This window comes from Sulfitobacter sp. TCYB15 (assembly GCF_040435955.1).
Taxonomy (GTDB): Bacteria; Pseudomonadota; Alphaproteobacteria; order Rhodobacterales; family Rhodobacteraceae; genus Sulfitobacter; species Sulfitobacter pontiacus.
Map to the genome: position 1 here is coordinate 1,075,773 of NZ_CP159193.1, position 23,626 is coordinate 1,099,398.

Consider the following 23,626-nt stretch of genomic DNA (forward strand, 5'->3'; position numbering starts at 1 on the left):
CAATGCCCGACAGTATAAACCGGAGGAAGACAAATGGATCTGAGCTATAGCGACGAAGAAAAGGCTTTCCGCGCCGAAGTGCGGGCCTTTCTTGAGGAAAAGCTCCCCAAGGAAATGAGCGACAAAATCCGCAAGGGTGAAGAGCTGGGTAAAGACGGTCAGGAACAGTGGCATGCTATCCTGAACGCCCAAGGCTGGCTGGCCCCGAACTGGCCCAAGAAATTTGGCGGTGCGGAATGGAACGCGGTTCAGCGTCACATCTTCGAAGAAGAAGCCGCTGCGGCCTATGCGCCGCGCATTGTGCCTTTTGGCCTGTCGATGCTGGCGCCCGTGCTGCAAAAGTTCGGCTCGCAAGAGCAGAATGACTACTGGCTGCCCCGCATCCTGTCGGGCGAAGACTGGTGGTGTCAGGGCTATTCCGAGCCGGGTGCGGGGTCCGACCTTGCCTCGCTCAAGACCGAAGCGGTTCTGAACGACGAAGGCACGCACTACATAGTCAACGGCCAGAAGACGTGGACCACGCTGGGTCAGCACGCGAACATGATCTTCTGCCTTGTACGCACCGACAAGACGGTGAAGCAGCAAGAGGGTATTTCCTTCCTCCTGATCGACATGGACACCCCCGGCGTCGAAGTGCGCCCGATCATCCTGCTCGACGGCACCCACGAGGTGAACGAAGTCTGGTTCTCGGATGTGAAAGTGCCGGTCGAAAACCTTGTCGGCAAAGAGAACGAAGGCTGGACCTACGCCAAGTACCTGCTGACCCACGAACGCACCAACATCGCGGGCGTCGGGTTCTCGCAAGCGGGTCTGACGGCGGTCAAACGTATCGCAAAGGCAGAGATGTCCGGCGGCAAGCCGTTGATGCAGAACCCGCATTTCGCGGCACGTGTGGCACAGGTTGAAATCGACCTAATGGCGATGAGCACCACAAACCTGCGTATCGTCTCCAAGGCGGCAGCGGGCGCGGCACCGGGCGTTGAATCGTCCATGCTGAAGGTCAAAGGCACGATTATCCGTCAGGAGATCAACGACCTCGCACGTCGTGCGGCGGGGGCCTATGCGATGCCATTTGCATCCGAAGCGATCGAAGGGTCGAACCTGGCCCTGCCTGATCCGTTGAATGCCGGCCCCGTCGCCGCGCAATATTTCAACAACCGTAAACTGTCGATCTTTGGCGGCTCGAACGAAATCCAGCGCCAGATCATTGCCAAAACAACGATGGGAGGTGGAGCATGAACTTCGACCTGACAGAAGAACGCCAAATGCTGCAAGACAGTCTGCGCCGTTTCCTGCGCGACAAATACGATACAGCAGCCCGCAACAAGATCCTTGAAAGCGACACCGGCTTTTCCGCGGACATCTGGAACGGTCTGGCCGAACTGGGCGTCATCGGGGCGCTGTTCACCGAAGATCAGGGCGGCTTTGGCGGCGCTGGTTTCGACATCGCCGTCGTGTTCGAGGAACTGGGCCGCGCAGGCGTGGTCGAACCCTTCCTTGATACCGCCATTCTGGGCGGCGGTCTGATTGCCGACTTGGGCAATGAAGACCAGCAGGCCCATGTCGAAGAGCTGATCGGTGGCGCGTTGCAGGTGGCTTTTGCCCACGGCGAACCCACCAGCCGCTATGACCTGAACCAGGTGACCTCTACCGCCAAGGTCGATGGCGACAACGTGGTGCTGAACGGTCGCAAGGCGGTTGTGGTCAACGCTGAAAACGCCGACATGCTGATCGTTTCTGCCCGCGAAAGCGGCGAGGCAGGTGACGAAAACGGGATCTCGCTGTTCCTCGTGCCGGTAGATACCAAGGGCATCACGCTGCAAGGTTATGCGCTGCTGGCCGGTGGTCGTGCCGCCGAAGTCACGCTGGATGATGTGACCGTCCCTGCCTCTGCCCGTCTGGGTGAAGCGGGCAAGGCGTTCAAGGCGATCGAGGCGCGCGTCGCTGCGGCCAATGTCGCGATCTGTGCGGAAACACTGGGGGCGATGGAAACGGCAACCCGCCTGACCCGCGAATACCTGATGACCCGCAAGCAGTTCGGCAAGCCCATCGGCACGTTCCAGGCGCTCGCGCACCGCATGTCCGACCTGCTGATCGAGATGGAGCAGGCGCGCTCTGCCGTGATCGTTGCCGCGGGCAACCTCGAAGCGGAGTACAAAGCGCGCGAGACGCATATCTCTGCCGCCAAGAACCTGCTGGGTCGCGCGGGCCGTCTGGTTGCCGAAGACAGCATCCAGATGCACGGCGGTATCGCCATGACGCAAGAATACGAACTGGCCCACATCGCCAAGCGTATCATCATGGCAGACCACCGCTTTGGTGACACAGACCACCATCTGGAGCGTTTCATTGCCCTTGCAGCAGCCTGACGAAAGCCAGCTGATCCGGGACGAGACCGGTACCCAAACCCTGGTCGGATATGTCGTCGACATATCCGATCCGGCCCACGGGCGCTGCTTTCTTGATCTGGGTCCGCAACACTTTAACCGCCATGGGGTCCTTCATGGCGGTATTGCCGCCACATTGCTGGATAACGCCTGTGGCATGACCGGATCGCTGAGCGTGGATCCCACCGGCCAGCACCCGTTCCTCACGATCTCGCTGACGACCCAGTTTCTGGCCGCGGGGCAGCCCGGGCGCGTGACCGCGACCGGCACGATCAAGGGCGGTGGCCGCAGCCTGCTGTATATCGACGCTGAACTCGTCCACGAAGACGGTACGGTCATTGCGACATCCACAGGCGTGTTCAAGCGCGTCCCACAGGAGAAACTGAAATGAGCGCTCGGATCGAAGACAAGGGTGACCGGATCGTCATCTGGAACGGAAACGCGCATAAGCGGGGGGCCCTGTCGCCCGAGCTTTACGCTTGCATCGGCCAAGCGATTGAAATGGCCGCCGCGCCGCGTATTCGTGCCGTGATCCTCACCTCCGAAGGGGATTTCTTTTGCGCGGGCGGCGATCTGAATGTCCTGATCGCCCGTCGCGACATGCCCAAAGATGAACGTCGGGGCAAGATCAACGAATTGCACAGCCTGATCCGCGCGATCCGGTCCTGTCCGGTGCCGGTGATCGCCGCCGTCGAAGGCGGTGCCGCGGGCGCGGGGCTGTCTTTCGCGCTGGCCTGCGATCTGATCGTTGCCGCCGCCGGTGCCAAGTTCACCGCTGCTTACGTCAAGGCGGGGCTGGTGCCCGACGGGGGGCTGACCGCCTCGCTCGCGCGTGCGCTGCCGCGACAGCTCGCGATGGAGATGTGCTTGCTGGCGCAGCCCGTCACCGTTGAACGCATGCATGATCTGGGCGTGGTAAATGCCGTCACCGACAAGGGCGGCGCGTTCGAGGCCGCAATGGCGCTTGCCGACCGCTTGGCCGCAGGCCCCCGCGAAGCCCAAGGGGTGATCCGCGGGCTGGTGGCGCAGGGCTATGACGTGTCCGAGGCCGACCAGCTTGAAGCGGAATGTGACGCCATGGCCCATGCCACCGGCGCAGATGAAGCCGCCGAAGGCATCGCCGCTTTCCTCGAGAAGCGCACACCAAATTACGGCGGCTGACCCTCGGCCACCGATTTATTGACCCAACCCGCAGCCAGACGCGCTGACCGGGTTCTGAAAGACTGCGGGGAGGCAGAGAATATAATGGTACGTGTAGAGCAATTTCTGGCGGATCAAGTGGCCGCACGCGGGGACGCGCCCGCGCTGAGCGACAGCACAGGGGTACGCTGGACGTACAAGATGTTCGACAAGGCAAGCGATGACATCGCGCAGGCGCTCAAGGATGCCGGTGTGCAGCCCAACGACCGCGTGCTGATGCTGTCGGAAAACTGTGCCGCCGCCGTGGCCACTGTGTTTGGCACGTGGAAAGCCGGCGCAGTCATCATCCCCGTCAATGCACGCCAAAGCGCGGGCGAAATCCAGCGGATCATTGACCACGCGGCACCTGCTGCTGTGCTGATGACCTGCCACGCCTCACCGGATGCGACAGCCCATGCGGAACGGCTGGGTGCCGCAGAGATCACCGGAGCCTTCGGCGCGATGCATCTGGCCACTCCGATCGACAGCAACCCTGATGGGGATCTGAGCGATGTGGCGGTGCTGCTGTATACCACCGGCACAACGGGCGACCCAAAGGGCGTGATGCTGACCCATGCCAACGTGCGCTTTGGCGGCAATGCCTCGGCGACGCTGCGGGGGATCAATGCAGGCGATGTGGTCTATGGCGTGTTGCCCCTGACCCATGTTTTCGGGCTGTGTTCAGTCATGACCGCCTCATGCTGCGCCGGTGCCGAAATCCGGCTGGAGGCGCGTTTCTCGGCCGAAAAGCTTTATACCGCGCTGACCACGGGGGTGAACTTCCTGTCGGCCGTGCCGCAGATGCACGCGCTGCTGATGCAATACACGAAAGAGCAGGGGCTCACGCAGCTCAACTCCGAAACGCTGCGCTATGTATCTTCGGGGGCGGCACCGCTGGACCCCACGTGGAAGCGCAAGGCCGAAGCCTTTTACGGCGTCGCGATCCAGAACGGCTATGGCATGACGGAATCCACCGCCGGTATCTCGGCCACCAGCAACCCGCTGGGATCGCCTGATATCTCGGTCGGTCCGTCCTTGCCCGGTGTCGAGACCAAGATCGATGATACCGTCGAAGGCGGCAGCAATGGCAAGGGCGAGGTCCTGACCCGTGGGGCCCACGTCATGAAGGGCTACTATAAGAACCCCGAGGAAACCGCCAAAGTCCTCGGCCAGGATGGCTGGCTGCGCACCGGCGATCTGGGGACGTTCGACGAACACGGTCATCTGCATATTCTGGGCCGCTCGAAAGAGCTGATCATCCACGGCGGGTTCAATGTCTACCCGCCGGAGGTAGAGGCCGCGATCAACGATCACCCGCAGGTCATTCAGGCCGCCGTGGTGGGCCGGTCCACCGGCAATGACGAAGAGGTGCTGGCCTTCGTCCAGATCGCCGAGGGCGATACGCTGGACCCGCAAGACCTGAAGGCCTTCGTCAAGGAACGGCTGACTGGCTATAAGCGCCCCAGCCAGTTTATTATCGGAACGGCCCTGCCTGCGGCCCCCACGGGCAAGATCCTCAAGCACAAGCTGATCGAGACATTCAAGGATCAGCTGGCCTGATTGGCTTCTGATTGTTCCCTGTGCGGTGTTAAGCAAAAGGCCGGTCCCCGTGGTGGGGGCCGGCCTTTTCCTTTGTCGCTGGTGTGCGGCTGGCGCTTAGACGTAGACGCCTTCCGCAGCGGCGCGGATAGCGCGGATGTTTTCGCCGTAGGGGGCAGGGTTGCTGACAGACCCGCCACGGAACACGGCGGAGCCTGCGACCAGCACATCCGCCCCCGCCTGCGCCACGCTGGAAGCGGTGTTTACGTCCACACCGCCGTCAATTTCGATATGCACCGGACGGTCGCCGATCATCGCGCGCAGGGTGCGGATCTTGTCGCTCATGTCGATGAACTTCTGCCCGCCGAAACCGGGGTTCACGGTCATCACACAGACCAGATCGGCAACGTCCAGCAGATGCTCTACCGCTGCGGCAGGCGTGCCGGGGTTCAGCGCGACACCGGCCTTGGCACCGGCACCGCGGATCGCTTGCAGCGTGCGGTGGATATGGGGGCCGGCTTCGACATGGGCAGTGATCACATCGGCACCGGCTTTGGCAAAGGCATCAATGTAGGGATCCACGGGTGCGATCATCAGATGCACGTCCATCACGCCCTTGATATGGGGGCGGATCGCGGCGCAGGTGGTCGGGCCAAAGCTGATGTTCGGGACGAAATGCCCGTCCATTACATCGACATGTACCCAGTCCGCACCCTGCGCTTCGATGGCGTCGCACTCTGCCCCGAAATTGGCAAAGTCGGCAGCAAGGATGGAGGGGGCGATTTTGATCGAACGGTCGAAGGTCATGGGATCGGGCCTTTTGTGAAAGGGAGGGGGCTGATGCAGCGGTGACGCCCATATAGGCAATGTCGCGCGCGCTGGCAATCTGGGGAGCCTTCGGCGAGGATTTAAGGCCATTTGGAAGCGGGCGAGGCTGGGTGCCGCAGGCGGTGACGCTTCGTTCTTGAGGGTGGTTTTCGGGGGGCGTGCGCTTGACACTACGTCATGCCACGACCCATTGTGCGCGCAAATTCAAGGGGAGGATATCATGACCACATTCAACCGCCGCCAGACATTGGCGACCATGGGGGCCGCTGCCGCGGTCGGGCTTGCTGCACCGGCTGTTGCGCAGGGCAAAAAGATCACTCTGGGCGCGCTGCGCTTTACCAGCCATTCCGGCACATTCGTGGCCTATCAGCGCGAGTATTTCAAGCAGGCCGGTCTGGATGTCGAGCTCAAGTTCTTTCAGGCCGCCCAGCCGATGGCCGTGGCGATTGCCAGCGGGGATGTCGACTATGCCGTGACCGCGATTTCGGGCGGGCTGGTGTCGCTGGCGGATAAGGGTGCGATCAAGGTGATCGGCGGTGCTTTGTCTGAAGAGAAGGGCATTGACGGGCAGAAGTTTCTGGCCTCGGACGCGGCCTATCAGGCGGGTGTGACCGCGCCTGCGATGCTGGACGGGAAGAGCTTTGGCATGACCACGGCGGGATCGTCGTTCCATTATATGGGGTCAAAGATGGCGCAGGCCGAGGGGATCGAGCTGTCGTTCAAGCCGTTGCAGAAGGTGGGTGCCATCATCGGCGCGCTGAAGACCGGCCAGATTGATGGCTGGTCCATCGTGCCCCATATCGCCAAGCCACTGGCGGGCTCGGGTGCCGTGCATATCATCGGGAACGTCTCTGATTATCTGCCCGACTATCAGGTCACCACGGTCTTTACCTCGACCAAGAACGCGCGTGAGGAAAAGCAGCAGACGCAGGATTACCTTGCGGCCTATGCCAAGGGGGCGGCTGACTACAACGCGGCGATGATCGAACAGACCGCCGGTGCGGAAGGCATGGCCGAGATGGTCAAGCTGATCCACAACTACGTCTACACCGACAAAACGCTCGAGGCCGCGACGCCGGGGATTGTCAACGGGACCATGCGTCTGAACGAGGGGGCCGCGTTGAACGTCGCCTCTGTGCGTGACCAGCTGAGCTGGTTCCAGTCCGAGGGGCTTGTGGATGCGGATATCACGCTTGAGACGTTGATCGACACGTCTTTCGTCGACACCATCGGCGCCTGATCGCGCCATCTATACCAACGACAGGTCGGGCAGGCTTTGCCCGGCCTTTGATATTTCAGGACGTTTCTCATGGATCTTAGGTTAGCGGGAGTCAGCCATACTTATGGCGAGACCGAAGTGCTGCGCGATATCAACCTTGATATCCCGTCAGGGCAGATTGTCTGCATCGTCGGGCCTTCGGGCTGTGGCAAGTCGACCCTGCTGCGGATGCTGGGCGGGCTGGAGCAGCCGACTTCGGGCGAGGTGCTGCAACTGGGCACGCCCCCAGCCGGCTGTCTGAACCCGCTCACCTACGTGTTTCAGGATTTCGCCTTGCTGCCTTGGCGCAGCGTGCGCGGCAATGTGGCGCTGGTGCTGGAGGATCACAGTCTGGACGCCGCCGCGCGGGCGCGGATCATCGACGACGTGCTGGCCCGTACCAAGCTGACCGAATTTTCCGATGCCCTGCCCAAACAACTTTCTGGCGGGATGAAACAGCGGGTCGCCATTGCACGCGCCTTGGCGGTGAACCCTGCGGTGATGTTGATGGACGAACCGCTGAGCGCCTTGGACAGCCAGACGCGCGAGCTGTTAATGGACGATCTGATCAGCCTGTGGACACGCCAGCCTTTCACCGCCGTCTATGTCACCCACAATCTGGCAGAGGCCGTACGGCTGGGGCACAGAATCGTGGTGCTATCTCGCCGCCCCGGGCAGATCCGCGAAGTGGTCGAGCTGACCACCCCGCTGGCAGAGCGTGCCTATGGCGATGCCGCCCTCGAGGCGCAACAACAACATTTGTGGGGGCTGATGCGCGAAGAAGCCGCCGCCGCCGATGCGGAGTTGATCCATGTCTGATGCAGCACATACAAACAGCCGCCCCGTCGCCTTTCGCGGCGGCGGTTTTGCCCCCAAGCAACGACGGGGCATGGGGGTTTTGGTCTTTGTCCTGCTGATCCTGCTGGCCGAATGGGGCACGCGCAGCGGCTTTATCTCTAACCTGACATTGCCGCGCCCCTCGGATGTGGCGATGACCTTTGTCGAGCTGTGGCAATCGGGGATGCTGTTCAAACATCTGGCCCCCTCGCTCAGCCGCTTGGCTGTGGGGGCGACGCTCGGGGCTTTGGTTGGTGTCGGCGTCGGGGTGATGATCGGGCTGTTCAGCTATGTGCGTGCCGGGCTGGTGCCTTTGGTTGCGGCGCTGTTCCCGATCCCCAAGATTGCGCTTTTGCCGTTGTTCGTGATCTGGTTCGGCATTGACGAGGGCAGTAAATACGCGCTGATCGCCTTTGGGACATTCACGCCGACGGTCGTGGCGACCTATGCTGCGGTGGACAATGTGGACCGCGGATTGATCCGCATGGGGCAGAGCTTTGGTCTGTCGTGGTGGTCGATCGTGCGCAAGATCGTACTGCCGGGGGCGATGCCGGGCATCCTGTCGGGGCTGCGCATCTCTTTGGCGATTGCGATCATCCTGTTGGTGGCCGCTGAAATGCTGGGCGCGGAATATGGCATCGGGGCTTATATCCTTGAGGCCGGCAGCCTTTATGATCTTGAACGTCTGTTTGCGGGTGTCGTGATCCTGTCGGTGCTTGGGGTTTGCGTGAGCGCCGTGATTGCCGCCATCGAAACCCGCGTGCTGCGCTGGCGGGTCTGACCGGAGGGAACCCGTTTCGGGCATAAATCGTTATCCTTTCACACCAAACAGTGCAGAGGGGACGACGATGTCAGGCATATCCAAGGGCACCAAGGTCAAATGGGACTGGGGGCAGGGCACTGCCAGTGGCAAGGTGACAGAACGCTTTACCAAAAGTGTGACCCGTACGTTGAAGGGCTCCGAGGTCACGCGCAACGGGTCCGATGATGATCCGGCGCTGTTGATCGAGCAAGACGACGGGGATGAGGTGCTCAAGCTGTCGTCGGAAGTCGAGGCCGCCTGACATATGGGCGGCGCGGGGCTGACCTATTATGGCGATGACCGCCCCGGCATTTCGCGTCAGCGGCGCGGGCGCGGGTTTACCTATAAGGCACCGGACGGCACTACCATCGCCCGCGGAGAAGAGCGCGCGCGGCTGGAAGCGATGGCGGTGCCGCCCGCCTATGAAGACGTGTGGATGACGCCTTTGGCGAACGGGCATTTGCTGGCTACGGGGCGCGACACCCGCAATCGCAAACAATATCGCTATCACGAAAAATGGTCAGAGGCGCAGGCAGAGACGAAATTCGCAAGCCTGGTGGATTTTGCGCATGCTTTGCCGCGCCTGCGCCGCTTTGTCGCCCGCGATCTGGATCAGCAGGCAGGCGAGCGCAGTTTTGCCTTGGCCAGCGCCGTCACGCTGATCGACCGCGCGTCGCTGCGGGTGGGAAATCCGGACTACACGCGCGAGAATGGCAGCTATGGCACGCTGACCCTGCGGTCGAAACACGTAAAGCTCGACGGGAATGTGATCCGGCTGCGTTATACGGCCAAGGGCGGCAAGAAGGTGCGGCGGCAGATCAACGACCGGACGCTGGCCAAAACGCTGGAGAAAATTAACGATCTGCCGGGGGCGGAGCTGCTGACATGGGCCGATGCGCAGGGCGAGGTGCATCAGTTGAACTCAGCCGGATTGAACGCCTATATCGCCGAAGCATCGGGGTGCGACGACTTCACCGCCAAGACCTTCCGCACATGGGCGGGCACCGTTGCCGCCTTCGAGGCCGCCGAGAAGGGACAGGCCACCATCAAGCAATTGGCCGAAGCCGCCGCCGCACAGTTGAGCAATACGCCGACCGTCGCGCGCAACAGCTATATCCATCCGGCGGTGATCGATCTGGCGGGCGAAGCGCCGCCCGAGATCAAGGTCGGGCGCAAGACCGGGCTATTCGCCTCGGAAGCGCGGCTGCTGACGTATCTGGAGCAGGTCTGAGCCGCGTTTACGCGTCGCTGTCCGGTTTGCAGAACATATCATAGACGACTTCCATGATCTTTTGCGGACGGTCATCGGCCAGCCTGTAATAGATCGTCTTGCCGTCGCGGCGTGGCGTTACCAGCCCTTCAAGCCGCAAGCGTGACAGCTGTTGGGATACCGCCGCCTGACGGGCGGACAGCAGCTCTTCCAACTCGGTGACAGATTTTTCGCCTGCAGAGAGGTGACACAGGATCATCAACCGCCCCTCGTGGCTGATTGCCTTGAGGAAGTTAGAGGCACGTGCGGCGTTTTCGGCCATACGGTCCCGATCGGCTTGGCTCATTTCTGTGTCGGAACCGGGGTTACCCACTGGTTAACATCCTTGGCTGAATAAAAGGGGATTGGCGTGCGCATATCGCAAGGGGCGCTAGCTTTTGGCGGGGTCTGGCATCAATTTGGCGTCGGATAGCATTTTTTCCAGAACGCCCCAAAAGAAATCTTCGCCCGGGTAGCCTTCGATGCGCGACACCTCATGGCCGTCGACCATCAACACGAACGTCGGCGTGTAATGCAGGCTGCGGGCAAAGTGCAGATCGGCGGGTTTGTCATCGTTGATATCAACGCGGCGCAGCGGGGCTGCCTTGCCCGCTTGGGTCTTGGGATAGATCGGGGCGATCTGGTCATCCCAACGGGCACACCACACGCAGCCCTGTTCCTCGACCATGATCAGCGCGGTCTGGGCCGCTGCGATCACGGGGGAAACCGCAAGACCTGCGGCCACCGAGAGAGACAAGAAAGCAGTGCGCAACCGCATAGGGAATTCACCTGTTGATTTCAAAATACTTAATGTGAATATGTGAATGGCACAAGATAAAGGCAACCTGCATGCTTGAAATCACCTTTCTGGGCGCGGCATTTGCCGGGCTTTTGTCCTTTTTGTCGCCCTGCATCCTGCCGATCGTGCCCTTTTATCTGAGCTATCTGGCGGGCGTCGGCATGAACCAGATCACGGCGGACGGGCCGGTGGATGCCGCCGTGCGCCGGCGCGCGGTGATTGCGGCGCTGTTCTTTGCGGCGGGGGTGATCACGATCTTTGTCGGGCTGGGGGCGGTGGCCACGACCTTTGGCCAGATCGTGCGAGACTATTTCGATATTTTGCGATGGGTCGCTGCGGCTGTTATCATTGCGATGGGGCTGCATTTTCTGGGCGTGATCCGTATCGGTTTTCTATATCGCCAGTTTCGTGCCGATGCGGGGAACACGACCGCGACCAGTTTTCTGGGGGCCTATGTGATCGGGCTGGCCTTTGCCTTTGGTTGGACCCCTTGCGTCGGGCCTGTGCTTGCGGCGATCCTGTTCACCGCCGCGGGCGCCGAGACGGCGGGCTCGGGCGCGCTGTTGCTGCTGACCTACGGCGTGGGCATGACCGCGCCTTTCGTGCTGGCGGCGCTGTTCATCGGGCCGTTCATGCGCTGGATGGCGGGGTTCAGGCAACATCTGGGCACGGTAGAAAAGGCGATGGGGGTTCTGCTGATTGTCTTTGGCCTGCTGATCGCCACCAACTCGATCAACTATATTGCGCAGTGGATGCTTGAAACCTTCCCTGTTTTCAGCGCCATTGGCTAACAACCGGAGGGACTTTTGATGAAGATGATCCGAAACGCTTTGGCCGCGCTCGCGGCTGTCGCTTGTATGGTGACTGCGGGCAGTGCCGCGACCTTGGGGGATGACGGTTTGCACAAGACCGCCTGGATGCGCGAGACCTTCAAAGATCTGCGCGACGATCTGGCCGAGGCGACGGAGGAGGGTAAGCGGCTGATGGTCATCATCGAACAGCGGGGCTGCATCTACTGCAACAAGATGCACGAAGAGGTTTTCCCGCTGCCCAAAATCGATGCCTACCTGCGCGAGAATTTCTTTGTCGTGCAGATCAACATGTTCGGCGATGTCGAGGTCACCGACTTTGACGGAGAGACATTGCCCGAGAAGGACATGGTGCGCAAATGGCGTCAGATGTTCACGCCGACGCTGATGTATTTCCCCCAGACCGTGGACGAAGGGCAGACGGCCGTTGAAGCGGCGGTCGCGACGGTCCCCGGTGCCTTTGGTCCGGCGACGACCTTTCACATGATGAACTGGGTCGTCGACAAGGGATATGAGGGGGACGAGACGTTCCAGAAATATCACGCGCGTATGCTCATTGAAGAGCAGGAATAACGGCGGTAGGATCCGCTAAATGCCGTGCTGCTATAAGAAATTCAATAAATTGAATTTATAGTTGCGTCATTTTGGCGCGGGCAGTAGGGTTTTCAAAAGGAATGTCTGTGGGAGGACGCATGAAAGTTTCCGTATTTGCCCTGGTGGCCTCTGTTGGCTTTGCCGCGGCGGCGCATGCGGCCGACGTGGCCCCCGGTGACGTAGTCTATGATGAGTATGGCGCGGTTGAACAATCGCTGACCGGCACTCCCGGTAACCCCGAAGAGGGGGCCAAGATCGTGGGCAGCAAAAAGCTTGGCAACTGCATCGCCTGCCATCAGGTTAGCGCTTTGCCCGATATCCCGTTCCAGGGCGAAATCGGCCCGATGCTGGATGGGGCGGGGGACCGCTGGACCGAGGCTGAATTGCGCGGCATCGTGGCCAATGCGAAGATGCTGTTCGAGGGGACGATGATGCCCGCGTTCTACAAGGACAGCGGCTATATCCGTCCGGGCAAGGGCTATACCGGCAAGGCGGCTGACGACACGCTGGGGCCTATTCTGGCCGCCCAGCAGATCGAGGATGTCGTGGCCTATCTTGCCACGTTGAAAGACTAAGAACCCCACCGAGCGGGATCTGATCAGGAGTGATGATAATGGAATTTACACGACGTAGTGCGATTGCGATGGGGGCAGGTGCCTTTGCCGCACTGTCCCTGCCCAAGCTGGCCGTGGCCGCCGCCGGGGATGACGCGATCGCTGCCTTCACCGGCGGTGCAGAGATGGCTGATACCGGCGTGACCCTGACCGCCCCCGAGATTGCGGAAAACGGCAATACCGTCCCGATCGAGGTCGACGCCCCCGGTGCCACTGAAATCATGGTGCTGGCGCTTGGCAACCCCACGCCGCCTGTGGCGAACTTCAAGTTCGGCCCGCTGGCAGCAACGCAGCACGCCTCCACCCGTATCCGCTTGGCGGGCACGCAAGATGTGGTGGCCATCGCCAAGCTGGCCGACGGCTCTTTCGCCAAGGCGACCAGCACAATCAAAGTAACAATCGGCGGCTGCGGCGGCTAAGGCGAGAGGAAGAAAAACATGGCATCTGGTGTAAAACCCCGCGTCAAAGTCCCCAAGTCAGCAGCGGCTGGCGAAACCATCACGATCAAGACCCTGATCAGCCACAAGATGGAATCCGGCCAGCGCAAGGACAGCGACGGCAACACGATCCCGCGGTCGATCATCAACCGTTTCACCTGCGATTTTAACGGCGAGAATGTGATCGATGTCGCGATGGAGCCCGCGATCTCGACCAACCCGTATTTCGAATTCGACGCCACCGTGCCCGAAGCGGGGACATTCACCTTCACGTGGTATGACGATGACGGCGATGTCTACGAGGAAACCAAAGACATCGCGATCGGCTAAGCGTCCGCATCCTTGGGAGGAACAGGAATGAGCAATTTCACAAAAGGTCTGGGCGCGTGCCTTGCTGCGGCGCTGATGTCGACGGGGGCCTTCGCCGATCCCGTGGATGATACGCTGGTGATCAACGAAGAGATCGACATCGTGACCCGCACTGCTGCCCCCGCGCATATGGCGGGCGCGGTAGACGAGGTCATGTCGGGCTGGCTGTTTCGCGGCACCGAGACCCGCGCGATGCAGGCCGATGATTTTGACAACGCCGGCATGATCTTTGTGGAACAGGCCGAAGACGTCTGGAACACCGCCGACGGTTCAGAGGGTAAATCCTGCGCGGACTGTCATGGGGCCTCGGCCGAGATGGCAGGCGTGCGTCCGGTCTATCCCAAGTATGTCGAATCTGCGGGCGAGGTGCGCACGCTGGAAATGCAGATCAACGATTGCCGCGAGAACCGCATGGGGGCGGAAAAGTGGAAATACACCGGCGGCGACATGGTGAACATGACGGCGCTGATCTCCTCTGTCTCGCGGGGGATGCCGGTGAACATCGCCATCGACGGTCCGGCCCAATCCACATGGGAGCAGGGCAAAGAGATCTACTATACCCGTTTCGGCCAGCTTGAACTGTCCTGTGCCAATTGCCACGAAGACAATTATGGCAACATGATCCGTGCCGACCACCTGAGCCAGGGCCAGATCAACGGTTTCCCGACCTACCGTCTGAAAAACACCAAGCTGAACGCGGTGCAGGCCCGTTTCAAAGGCTGTGTACGCGACACCCGTGCCGAGACCTTTGACCCCGGCAGCCCCGAGTTTGTCGCGCTTGAGCTGTACGTCGGCTCGCGCGGGAACGGGTTGTCGGTCGAAGGGCCCTCTGTCCGGAACTAACCTGAAAAGACCCGTCTCGCCGATGCGAGGCGGGTCTTTTTATCATATTTTTATTCAAATATGCGCATATGAATTGCTCGTCGAAAAGGCCAACCTATGATCTCTCGTCGTGATTTTCTTCAGGCCAGCATGGCTGCAACGGCTTTGTATGGTGCGTCGTCCTTTGGCAACTGGGGCAAGCTCGCCGCGCAGCAGGCGTTGACGCAGGACAAATTGCTTGAATTCGATACCTTCGGGAATGTCAGCCTGATCCATGTGACCGACATCCACGCGCAGCTGAAACCGATCTATTTCCGCGAACCTTCGATCAACATCGGTGTGGGCGAGAACCGCGGGAAGGTGCCGCATCTGACCGGCGCGGATTTCCGCAAGCTTTACGGGATCGCGGACGGCAGCCCCTCGGCCTATGCGCTGACCTATAACGATTTTTCGGCGCTGGCGGAGGGCTATGGCAAGATGGGCGGTCTGGACCGTGTGGCGAGTGTGGTCAACCAGATCCGCGCGGACCGGCCCGATGCGCTGCTGCTGGATGGCGGCGACACCTGGCACGGCAGCTACACCTGCTACCACACGCAGGGTCAGGACATGGTCAACGTGATGAATGCGCTCAAGCCTGACGCGATGACCTTTCACTGGGAATTCACGCTCGGCTCTGACCGCGTGGCAGAGATCGTCGAGGGGCTGCCCTTCGCCGCCCTGGGGCAGAACATCTTTGACGCCGAATGGGACGAGCCGACAGAGCTTTTCCCACCCTACAAGTTCTACGAGACAGGCGGCGTCAAAGTCGCGGTGATCGGGCAGGCGTTCCCCTATATGCCGATCGCCAACCCCGGCTGGATGTTCCCCGAATACTCGTTTGGTATCCGCGACGAGCGTATGCAGGAAATGGTGGACGAGGTCCGCGCCAAAGGGGCCGAACTGGTCGTCTGCCTGAGCCACAACGGCTTTGATGTGGACAAGCAGATGGCGGGCGTAGTGACGGGGATCGACGTGATCCTGTCGGGTCACACCCATGACGCGCTGCCCGAGCCTGTGCTGGTGGGCGAGACGATCATCGTCGCCTCGGGGTCGAACGGCAAATTCGTCAGCCGCGTCGATCTGGATGTGCGCAACGGCCGCATGATGGGGTTCCGGCACAAGCTGATCCCGATCTTCTCTGACGTGATTGCGCCTGATCCGGCGATGACCGCGCTGATCGACGCACAACGCGCCCCCTATCTTGACCAGCTGACAGAGGTGATCGGCACCACTGCCGAAGACACGCTGCTGTACCGGCGCGGCAATTTCAACGGCAGCTGGGATGACCTGATCTGCGACGCGCTGCTTTCCGAGCGCGAGGCCGATATCGCGCTGAGCCCCGGTGTGCGGTGGGGGCCGTCGATCCTGCCGGGGCAGGACATCACGCGCGAGGATATCTGGAACGTCACCTCCATGACCTACCCCGAAGCCTACCGGACCGAGATGACCGGTGAATTCCTGCATGTCGTGCTGGAAGACGTGGCCGACAACCTGTTTAACCCCAACCCCTATTACCAGCAGGGCGGTGACATGGTGCGCACAGGCGGGCTTGGCTACCGCATTGACGTGACCCAGCCCCAAGGCAGCCGCATCACTGAACTGACCTTGCTGAAAACCGGGGAACGTATCGATCCGGCGAAAACCTATCAGGTTGCAGGCTGGGCTAGCGTGAACGAAGGCACCGAGGGCCCCGCGATCTGGGACGTGGTCGAAAGCCACATCCGCAAGCAGGGCAGCGTGTCGCTGGACCCCAACACCAGCGTCATCGTCAAGGGCGCGTAACAGGGCAGCATGAAAGGCAAGGCCATGGCACCACGGAAGACAGCGAACAGACGGGCCTTCTTGCGTGGCGCGGCGACTGCTGGACTAGGGGCGATGGCGGCCCGTAGCGCCGCCGCGCAATCGCCCGATCCCTTGATCGTTGAACCGCAACCCTGGGCGCAGGGCTTGGGCGATGGGGTCGATGTCACGCCCTATGGCCTGCCGATCAGGTTCGAGCAAAACGTGGTACGGCGCAATGTGCCTTGGTTGACGGCGGATACCATCAGTTCGATCAACTTCACCCCGATCCACGCGCTGGACGGTACGATCACCCCGCAGGGCTGCGCCTTTGAGCGGCATCACTCGGGCGCGATCGAACTGTCGAAGCAGGATTACCGCCTGATGGTGAACGGGCTGGTGGACCGCCCGCTGGTGTTCACCTACGCCGATCTGGAGCGTTTCCCGCGCGAAAATCATGTGTATTTCTGCGAGTGTGCGGCCAATTCGGGTATGGAATGGGCGGGCGCGCAGTTGAACGGGGCGCAGTTCACCCATGGCATGATCCATAATATGGAATACACCGGCGTGCCCCTGCGGTTGCTGCTGGAGGAAGCCGGCTATGACCCTGCGGGCAAATGGGTCTATGTCGAGGGTGCCGATGCTTCGTCGAACGGGCGGTCGATCCCGATGGATAAGGCGCTCGACGATGTGCTTGTCGCGTTCAAAGCGAATGGCGAGGCGCTGCGCAAGGAACACGGCTACCCCGTGCGGCTGGTCGTGCCGGGGTGGGAGGGCAACCTCTGGGTCAAATGGCTCCGCCGGATAGAGGTCACGGACGCGCCCGTCGAAAGCCGCGAGGAAACGTCGAAATACACCGATACGCTGGCCGATGGCACCAGCCGCAAATGGACGTGGGCGATGGACGCAAAATCCGTCATCACCGCACCAAGCCCGCAAGCGCCGGTGCCCCATGAGGCGGGACCATTGGTGATCACCGGGCTGGCATGGTCGGGGCGCGGTGCGATTACCCGCGTGGATGTGTCGATCGATGGTGGCGCAAGCTGGCAAACCGCGCGACTGGCCCAAAAGGGCACGCCGATGGCGCTCAGCCGCTTTTACCTCGATGTGCAGTGGGACGGCACAGAGATGCTGCTGCAATCCCGCGCGATGGATGACACGGGCTATGTCCAGCCGACGAAAACGCAACTGCGCGCGGTGCGGGGGCTGAACTCTGTCTACCATAACAATGGCATCCAGACATGGTGGCTGCACGCGGACGGGAGCGTTGAAAATGTCGAAGTTTCTTAACACCATTGCTGCGTGCGTCATCGCCACGGCCACGGCCACGGCTTTGCCTTTGACGGCGGCCCCCTTCGGTCTGGGCCGCGCCGCACTGCCGGAAGAGATCGCGGCCTGGGATGTGGACGTGATGCCCGATGGGCGCGGTCTGCCCGAGGGGCAGGGCGATGTGCTGACGGGCGAAGCGATTTTTACCGAAAAATGCGCCGCCTGCCACGGTGACTTTGCCGAAGGCCGCGGGAACTGGCCTGCGCTGGCGGGCGGGCAGGACACGCTGGCGGATGCCGATCCGGTCAAGACGGTCGGGTCCTATTGGCCGCATCTGTCCACAAGCTTCGACTATATCCGCCGATCCATGCCCTATGGCGATGCGGGAACGCTGACGGCGGATGAGGTCTATGCCATCGTGGCGTATATCCTTTATTCCAACGATCTGGTGGCAGAGGAATTTACCCTGTCCAAAGACAACTTCACCGCGGTCCAGATGCCCAATGTCGCCGGTTTCCTTCGCGATGATCGCAACACCACCGAAGTGCCGGGCTGGCAGGTTGCGCCGTGTATGGAGGACTGCAAGGAAAGCGTGAAAGTCACCATGCGCGCGCTGTCGCTGGATGTGACACCCAAGGACGCCGCCCCCGCGACTGTGCCGCAAGAAACGCCCGTTGCCGATGTCGAGCCAGCGTCAGAGCCTGCTGCCGACCCCGCCTTGCTCGCCGATGGAGAGTTGGTGTTCCGCAAATGCAAAGCCTGCCATCAGCTGGGCAAACGCGCCAAAAACCGCGCGGGCCCGGTCCTGAACGGGATCGTCGGTGCGCCTGCCGGTGGGGTCGAGGGGTTCAAATACTCGCGCGCCCTGATGGCGCAGGCAGAGGATGGGCTGATCTGGACACCCCAGACGCTGGACGCCTTTCTGGCAGCACCGCGCAGCTTTATGAAGGGCACCAAGATGGGGTTTTCCGGCTTGAAAAGCGATGCCGAGATCAAGGCGGTGATCGCGTATCTCAACAGCTTTCCGGCCCCGTGACGGTGCGCATGATTGGCGACGCGCGGCGAGGGTGCTAGGATAGGCCCGCGCCCGTTTGTGAAAGGACAAGGATGAGACCGTTACAGATTGCCGCAGCACTTTGCCTTTGTGCCGCGCCGCTCGCCGCTCAGGATCAGGCCGTGACCTATGCCTACGACGGTAGCTTTGACGATGCGACCTTCGCGGTCGAGAACGCGATTGTCGGCAAGGGGCTGGTCATCGACCACGTCAGCCACACGGGCGAGATGCTGGCCCGTACCGCCAGCGATGTCGGCAGCGATGTCGAGATCTTTCGCGCGGCAGACGTGTTTCTGTTCTGCTCTGCCGTGGTGTCGCGCAAGGTGATGGAGGCGGACCCGATGAACATCGCCCATTGTCCCTACAGCATATTTGTCACCGACATCGACGGCGCGGTCTCTGTCGGGTATCCGACCTACCCGGACGGCCCCATGCAAGAGGTGCAGGCCCTGCTGGACGAGATCACGCAAAGCGCGCTGGACGGGTTCTGAATGCTGCCGCTGTTGCGTAGAGCAGGCGGCAGGCACAGGACGCTTTGTCGCGGCGGCTGTGGCGGTCGGGCAGCACAATCCGCTTCCTTGACAAAGAATTCCATAGTATGAATATGTTTGACTCGACGACGGGGCGCAGCCTTCAGATGTCGGGCGAAAAAAGCGCAAACGGAGCAGGTGACCATGACTGAATACCCCGTGAATATGGATGTCATCCCCGATGTCTCGGGCCATTTTGATCCGGTGACCAATACGATCAGCTATATCGTGCGGGATCCGAACTCCAACGCCTGTGCGATCATCGATTCCGTGATGGATATCGACTATGCCGCCGGACGGATCACCTATGACCACGCGGACAAGCTTATCGCCGAGGTCGAAGCGCAGGGGCTCGCGCTGGAGTGGATCATCGAGACACACGTCCATGCCGACCACCTGTCTGCCGCGCCCTATATCCAGCAAAAGCTGGGCGGCAAGATCGGCGTCGGAGAGCAGATCATGACCGTGCAGGACACTTTTGGGAAAGTGTTCAACGAGGGGACGGAATTCCAGCGCGACGGGTCGCAGTTCGACGCCTTGTTCAAGGATGGTGACCGCTACCGCGTCGGGGGCATGGAATGTTTTGCTATCTACACCCCCGGTCACACGCCCGCCTGCATGGTGCATGTCATGGGCAACGCCGCCTTCACGGGCGATACGCTGTTCATGCCCGACGGCGGCTCTGCACGCGCGGATTTCCCCGGTGGCGACGCCGGAGAGCTGTATGACAGCATCCAGAAGGTCTTGTCCCTGCCGGACGACATGCGCCTGTTCATGTGCCACGACTACGGGCCCAATGGGCGCGATATCCAGTGGGAAACCACCGTGGGCGAAGAGAAGGCGCATAACATCCATGTGGGCGGCGGCAAAACGCGCGAGGAATTCATCGCCTTTCGCACCGAACGCGACGCGCAGCTGTCGATGCCGAAGCTGATCATCCCGTCGCTTCAGGTCAACATGCGCGCCGGACATATGCCGCGTGACAAAGACGGGAACCTGATGCTCAAGGTGCCGGTGAACGGGTTGTAATCAGGTGCGTATCCCCGCCGCTGCCCGCCGCTATCTGCCTGTCCTCGACTGGGGGCGCGACTATGACAAGGCGGCTTTGTCCAATGATCTGATCGCGGCGGTGATCGTCACGATCATGTTGATCCCGCAATCGCTGGCCTATGCGCTGCTGGCAGGGCTGCCGCCCGAAGCGGGGCTCTATGCGTCGATCGCGCCGATCCTGCTTTATGCCGTCTTTGGAACCAGCCGCGCGTTGGCGGTGGGGCCGGTGGCGGTGGTGTCGCTGATGACAGCCGCCGCCTTGGGCAATATCGCCGATCAGGGCACGATGGGCTATGCCGTCGCCGCGCTGACGCTGGCCTTGCTGTCTGGGGTGATGCTGCTGGTGATGGGCGTTTTCAAGCTGGGGTTTCTGGCGAATTTCCTGTCTCACCCCGTGATCTCGGGCTTTATCACCGCCTCTGGCGTGATCATCGCCGCCAGCCAGATCAAGCATATTCTGGGCATTGATGCCTCTGGCGGCAATCTGGCAGAGCTGCTGATGTCGATCTGGGGCAATCTGGGCACGGTGAACGGGGCGACGGTGGTGATTGGCGTGTCTGCAACGCTGTTCCTGTTCTGGGTGCGCAAGGGGCTGAAACCTTTCCTGCGCGCGCGTGGCGTTGGCCCACGGGCGGCGGATGTGGCGACCAAGGCGGGGCCCGTGGCGGCGGTGGTTGTCACCACATTGGCGGTCTGGGCCTTTGATCTCGCGGGGCAGGGCGTCAAGATTGTGGGGGCCGTGCCGCAGAGCCTACCGCCGCTGACCCTGCCGGACCTGTCGTTCGAACTGATGGGCAGCCTGCTGCTGCCGGCTTTTCTGATCTCTGTCATCGGGTTTGTTGAATCGATCTCTGTCGCGCAAACGCTTGCCGCGAAACGGCGTCAGCGGATCAATCCGGATCAAGAGCTGATTGGTCTGGGGGCGGCCAATATCGGCGCGGCCTTTACGGGGGGCTATCCGGTCACGGGGGGCTTTGCGCGGTCTGTGGTGAACTTTGACGCAGGGGCGCAGACACCGGCGGCGGGGGCCTATACCGCCGTGGGGCTGGCCGTGGCCGCACTGGCGCTGACGCCGCTGGTCTTCTTTCTGCCGCAAGCGACCTTGGCCGCGACGATCATCGTGGCCGTGCTGACGCTGGTGGATTTCTCGATCCTGAAAAAGGCATGGGGCTATTCCAAATCCGATTTTGCTGCCGTGCTGTCCACCATGTTGATCACCTTGGGCAGCGGGGTGGAATTGGGGGTGACCTGCGGAGTGGTGCTGTCGATCTTTCTGCATCTCTATAAAACCACCAAACCGCATATTGCCGAAGTCGGGCTGGTCCCGGGCACCGAACACTTCCGCAATATCAACCGCCACGAGGTCGAGACCTGCCCAACGGTGCTGACCCTGCGCATCGACGAGAGCCTGTATTTCGCCAATGCGCGGTTCCTGGAGGATTGCATCTACGACCGGCTGGCGGGCAACACGTGTCTGCGCCATGTCGTGCTGATGTGCTCTGCCATCAACGAGATCGACTTTAGCGCGCTGGAATCGCTTGAAGCGATCAACGCGCGGCTGCGCGATATGGGGATCAAACTGCATCTATCCGAGGTCAAAGGCCCTGTCATGGACCGTCTGAAAAAGCAGCATTTCATCTCGGATTTGACAGGCAGCGTGTTCCTGTCCCAGCATGCAGCCTATGTCGCCTTGGGAAAAGCTGCCGCATAGTCACCCATCGTTTGCAAGTTTCTGTTTGATCGTTACAACTGCTGTCAGGGGCTGCGGAACGGCGTTCCGCAGCGGGGAGAGAACTATTTCAGGACAGTGATATGATACCGATCAATCCGCCGGCACCGGCGACGACACCCACGAAAACCATCGTCGAGGTCGTGCGCGACAACGCCAAAGCACATCCGGAAAAACTTGCGCTGGTCTGTGACGGGCAAACCGTCAGCTGGGGGGCATTCGACCAGCGCATCAACAAGATCGCCAATCTGCTGCTGTCGATGGGGGTGAGCAAGGGCGACAACATCGCGATCATCTCGCCCAATTCCATCCCCTATGCAGAGCTGTTTATGGGCATCTTGCGGGCAGGGGCCTGCGTGACGCCGCTGTCGACGATGGCCTCGCCCGATGCGCTGCAAAAGATGCTGACCGACTGCGGCGCGCGCGCGATCTTTGTCGCGGCGCAATATCTTGAACTGGTCGATGGCTTTATCGCCGATCTGGATCTGGCGCGCTTTGCCATTGATTTCGACCATCCCGCGTTTCAGCCTTATGGCGCTGCGGTTGACGGGGCTTCGGACTCCGACCCCGAAATCCAGATCGAGATGTCGGATGCGTTCAACCTGATCTATTCCTCGGGCACGACCGGCACGCCCAAGGGCATCTTGCACAATCACTGGATGCGGTCGGCGCAGATGGACCGCGTGTCGCCCAACGGGTATGACGATAACGCCCGCACGCTGCTGTCGACGCCGCTGTATTCCAACACAACGATCGTGTCCTTCCTGCCAACGCTTTACGGCGGCTCGACCGTCTATCTGATGCCGAAGTTCGACGCCCGCGGATACCTCGAGATCGTGCAGCGCGAAAAGATCACCCACACGATGCTGGTGCCTGTGCAATACAAACGCATCATGGACGTGGCTGACTTTGACGCCTTCGACCTGTCATCGATGCAGGTGAAATTCTCCACCTCCGCGCCGCTGCGGGCCGAGGTCAAGGCGGATGTGCTGGCGCGCTTCCCCGGCAAGCTGCTGGAATACTATGGTCTGACCGAAGGCGGCGGGGTCACGGTGCTGAATTCTGCCGAACATCCCGACAAGCTGCACACGGTGGGCCAGCCCGCGCCGGGCAATGAAATCCGCCTGATTGACGAGACCGGTGCAGAGGTTCCCAAGGGCGCTGTGGGCGAGATTTGCGGTCGTGGCCCAACGATGATGGCGGGGTATTTCGGGCGCGATGACCTGACGGCTGACTACATCTGGCGCGACGCAGCGGGCAACGTCTTCTTCCGCTCGGGTGATATGGGCCGTTTTGACGAGGACGGCTTTTTGATCCTGTCTGACCGCAAGAAAGATATGATTATCTCGGGCGGGTTGAACATCTATGCCGACGATCTTGAACTGGTGCTGCTGGCCGACCCCGATGTGACGGATGCCGCCGTGATCGGCGTGCCCTCTGACGCTTGGGGCGAAACGCCCTACGGGTTGGTGGTGCTGCGCGAGGGGGCGACGCGTTCGGGCGATGATATCTGCGCTGACGCCAACGGCAAGCTGGGTAAAAGCCAGCGTCTGTCGGCGGTGGAACTGCGCGACGAGCTGCCGCGCAGCTCTATCGGGAAGATCCTCAAGAAAGAATTGCGCGCGCCCTTCTGGGCGGCGGTTTCTGCGTGAA

The 23,626-nt window shown here is 61.3% G+C and carries 26 protein-coding genes; 23 read left to right on the forward strand and 3 right to left on the reverse strand.

Going from position 1 to position 23,626, the window contains the following annotated elements:
- Positions 1-33 precede the first annotated feature (33 nt).
- The 5 genes from ABM428_RS05180 to ABM428_RS05200 all read left to right on the forward strand — a co-directional run bounded on the left by ABM428_RS05180 (position 34) and on the right by ABM428_RS05200 (position 5,126).
- Complete coding sequence (locus tag ABM428_RS05180) at positions 34-1,239, forward strand: acyl-CoA dehydrogenase family protein (protein ID WP_005851934.1); 1,206 nt, start codon at positions 34-36, stop codon at positions 1,237-1,239.
- Positions 1,236-2,369, forward strand: a complete 1,134-nt coding sequence (locus ABM428_RS05185) for an acyl-CoA dehydrogenase (RefSeq protein WP_353628234.1) — start codon at positions 1,236-1,238, stop codon at positions 2,367-2,369. The genes ABM428_RS05180 and ABM428_RS05185 overlap by 4 nt, the downstream gene beginning before the upstream one ends.
- Entirely contained in the window at positions 2,320-2,778 is a 459-nt protein-coding gene (locus ABM428_RS05190; RefSeq protein ID WP_235208512.1) for a PaaI family thioesterase, read from the forward strand. The genes ABM428_RS05185 and ABM428_RS05190 overlap by 50 nt, the downstream gene beginning before the upstream one ends.
- The gene (locus tag ABM428_RS05195; protein ID WP_009826245.1) at positions 2,775-3,548 is read left to right on the forward strand and encodes an oxepin-CoA hydrolase, alternative type; all 774 of its coding nucleotides are present in this window, start codon (positions 2,775-2,777) and stop codon (positions 3,546-3,548) included. Before ABM428_RS05190 ends, ABM428_RS05195 begins: the two co-directional genes overlap by 4 nt.
- An 84-nt stretch (positions 3,549-3,632) precedes the next feature.
- Positions 3,633-5,126 carry a class I adenylate-forming enzyme family protein gene (locus tag ABM428_RS05200; RefSeq protein ID WP_353628235.1) on the forward strand — a complete coding sequence of 498 codons (1,494 nt, stop codon included), beginning with the start codon at positions 3,633-3,635 and terminating at the stop codon, positions 5,124-5,126.
- A gap of 96 nt (positions 5,127-5,222) precedes the next feature.
- Here ABM428_RS05200 and rpe read toward each other — a convergent pair whose 3' ends face one another.
- Positions 5,223-5,912 carry a ribulose-phosphate 3-epimerase gene (gene rpe, locus ABM428_RS05205; RefSeq protein WP_037943580.1) on the reverse strand — a complete coding sequence of 230 codons (690 nt, stop codon included), beginning with the start codon at positions 5,910-5,912 and terminating at the stop codon, positions 5,223-5,225.
- 241 nt (positions 5,913-6,153) lie between these two features.
- Between rpe and ABM428_RS05210 the strand changes: the two genes are divergently transcribed.
- From ABM428_RS05210 to ABM428_RS05230, 5 genes are all read left to right on the forward strand, one after another.
- Positions 6,154-7,173: an ABC transporter substrate-binding protein gene (locus ABM428_RS05210; RefSeq protein ID WP_353628236.1), complete on the forward strand. Its 1,020-nt coding sequence runs from the start codon at positions 6,154-6,156 to the stop codon at positions 7,171-7,173.
- 69 nt (positions 7,174-7,242) lie between these two features.
- Positions 7,243-8,010, forward strand: coding sequence for an ABC transporter ATP-binding protein (locus ABM428_RS05215; protein WP_132997026.1), 768 nt, complete (start codon positions 7,243-7,245; stop codon positions 8,008-8,010).
- The gene (locus ABM428_RS05220; protein WP_174226599.1) at positions 8,003-8,809 is read left to right on the forward strand and encodes an ABC transporter permease; all 807 of its coding nucleotides are present in this window, start codon (positions 8,003-8,005) and stop codon (positions 8,807-8,809) included. Before ABM428_RS05215 ends, ABM428_RS05220 begins: the two co-directional genes overlap by 8 nt.
- 67 nt (positions 8,810-8,876) lie before the next feature.
- Positions 8,877-9,092, forward strand: coding sequence for a DUF2945 domain-containing protein (locus ABM428_RS05225; protein ID WP_037963490.1), 216 nt, complete (start codon positions 8,877-8,879; stop codon positions 9,090-9,092).
- A gap of 3 nt (positions 9,093-9,095) precedes the next feature.
- Positions 9,096-10,061 carry a DNA topoisomerase IB gene (locus tag ABM428_RS05230; protein ID WP_132997025.1) on the forward strand — a complete coding sequence of 322 codons (966 nt, stop codon included), beginning with the start codon at positions 9,096-9,098 and terminating at the stop codon, positions 10,059-10,061.
- A gap of 7 nt (positions 10,062-10,068) precedes the next feature.
- Here the strand turns inward: ABM428_RS05230 and ABM428_RS05235 are convergent, their stop codons facing one another.
- The gene (locus ABM428_RS05235; protein WP_037963674.1) at positions 10,069-10,386 is read right to left on the reverse strand and encodes a helix-turn-helix transcriptional regulator; all 318 of its coding nucleotides are present in this window, start codon (positions 10,384-10,386) and stop codon (positions 10,069-10,071) included.
- An 84-nt stretch (positions 10,387-10,470) separates the two neighbouring features.
- A complete protein-coding gene (locus tag ABM428_RS05240) occupies positions 10,471-10,857 on the reverse strand; it encodes a hypothetical protein (protein WP_037963487.1) in 387 nt (128 codons plus the stop codon).
- A gap of 71 nt (positions 10,858-10,928) precedes the next feature.
- Between ABM428_RS05240 and ABM428_RS05245 the strand changes: the two genes are divergently transcribed.
- From ABM428_RS05245 to ABM428_RS05305, 13 genes are all read left to right on the forward strand, one after another.
- Positions 10,929-11,669, forward strand: a complete 741-nt coding sequence (locus tag ABM428_RS05245; protein ID WP_037943593.1) for a cytochrome c biogenesis CcdA family protein — start codon at positions 10,929-10,931, stop codon at positions 11,667-11,669.
- A gap of 18 nt (positions 11,670-11,687) precedes the next feature.
- On the forward strand, positions 11,688-12,260 hold the full coding sequence (locus ABM428_RS05250) for a thioredoxin family protein (protein WP_005851960.1): 573 nt from the start codon (positions 11,688-11,690) through the stop codon (positions 12,258-12,260).
- Between the two features lie 119 nt (positions 12,261-12,379).
- The gene (soxX, locus tag ABM428_RS05255) at positions 12,380-12,856 is read left to right on the forward strand and encodes a sulfur oxidation c-type cytochrome SoxX (protein WP_074635260.1); all 477 of its coding nucleotides are present in this window, start codon (positions 12,380-12,382) and stop codon (positions 12,854-12,856) included.
- 38 nt (positions 12,857-12,894) lie between these two features.
- Positions 12,895-13,314, forward strand: coding sequence for a thiosulfate oxidation carrier protein SoxY (gene soxY, locus ABM428_RS05260; RefSeq protein ID WP_037943596.1), 420 nt, complete (start codon positions 12,895-12,897; stop codon positions 13,312-13,314).
- Between the two features lie 18 nt (positions 13,315-13,332).
- Positions 13,333-13,662 carry a thiosulfate oxidation carrier complex protein SoxZ gene (gene soxZ / locus ABM428_RS05265; protein ID WP_180828841.1) on the forward strand — a complete coding sequence of 110 codons (330 nt, stop codon included), beginning with the start codon at positions 13,333-13,335 and terminating at the stop codon, positions 13,660-13,662.
- A 27-nt stretch (positions 13,663-13,689) separates the two neighbouring features.
- Positions 13,690-14,544, forward strand: a complete 855-nt coding sequence (soxA, locus tag ABM428_RS05270) for a sulfur oxidation c-type cytochrome SoxA (protein WP_353628237.1) — start codon at positions 13,690-13,692, stop codon at positions 14,542-14,544.
- A gap of 96 nt (positions 14,545-14,640) precedes the next feature.
- Positions 14,641-16,344: a thiosulfohydrolase SoxB gene (gene soxB, locus ABM428_RS05275; protein ID WP_353628238.1), complete on the forward strand. Its 1,704-nt coding sequence runs from the start codon at positions 14,641-14,643 to the stop codon at positions 16,342-16,344.
- Positions 16,345-16,368: 24 nt separating this feature from the next.
- Positions 16,369-17,631: a sulfite dehydrogenase gene (soxC, locus tag ABM428_RS05280; protein WP_353628239.1), complete on the forward strand. Its 1,263-nt coding sequence runs from the start codon at positions 16,369-16,371 to the stop codon at positions 17,629-17,631.
- The gene (locus ABM428_RS05285; protein WP_353628240.1) at positions 17,615-18,646 is read left to right on the forward strand and encodes a c-type cytochrome; all 1,032 of its coding nucleotides are present in this window, start codon (positions 17,615-17,617) and stop codon (positions 18,644-18,646) included. Before soxC ends, ABM428_RS05285 begins: the two co-directional genes overlap by 17 nt.
- Before the next feature lie 71 nt (positions 18,647-18,717).
- Positions 18,718-19,155, forward strand: coding sequence for a DUF302 domain-containing protein (locus ABM428_RS05290; protein ID WP_005851974.1), 438 nt, complete (start codon positions 18,718-18,720; stop codon positions 19,153-19,155).
- A 183-nt stretch (positions 19,156-19,338) separates the two neighbouring features.
- Positions 19,339-20,223 (forward strand): MBL fold metallo-hydrolase, encoded by an 885-nt coding sequence (locus tag ABM428_RS05295; RefSeq protein ID WP_051577563.1) that lies wholly within the window; start codon positions 19,339-19,341, stop codon positions 20,221-20,223.
- 4 nt (positions 20,224-20,227) lie between these two features.
- Positions 20,228-21,955 (forward strand): SulP family inorganic anion transporter, encoded by a 1,728-nt coding sequence (locus tag ABM428_RS05300; protein ID WP_132997019.1) that lies wholly within the window; start codon positions 20,228-20,230, stop codon positions 21,953-21,955.
- A 101-nt stretch (positions 21,956-22,056) separates the two neighbouring features.
- The gene (locus tag ABM428_RS05305; protein WP_132997018.1) at positions 22,057-23,625 is read left to right on the forward strand and encodes a class I adenylate-forming enzyme family protein; all 1,569 of its coding nucleotides are present in this window, start codon (positions 22,057-22,059) and stop codon (positions 23,623-23,625) included.
- The last annotated feature ends 1 nt before the right edge of the window (position 23,626 follow it).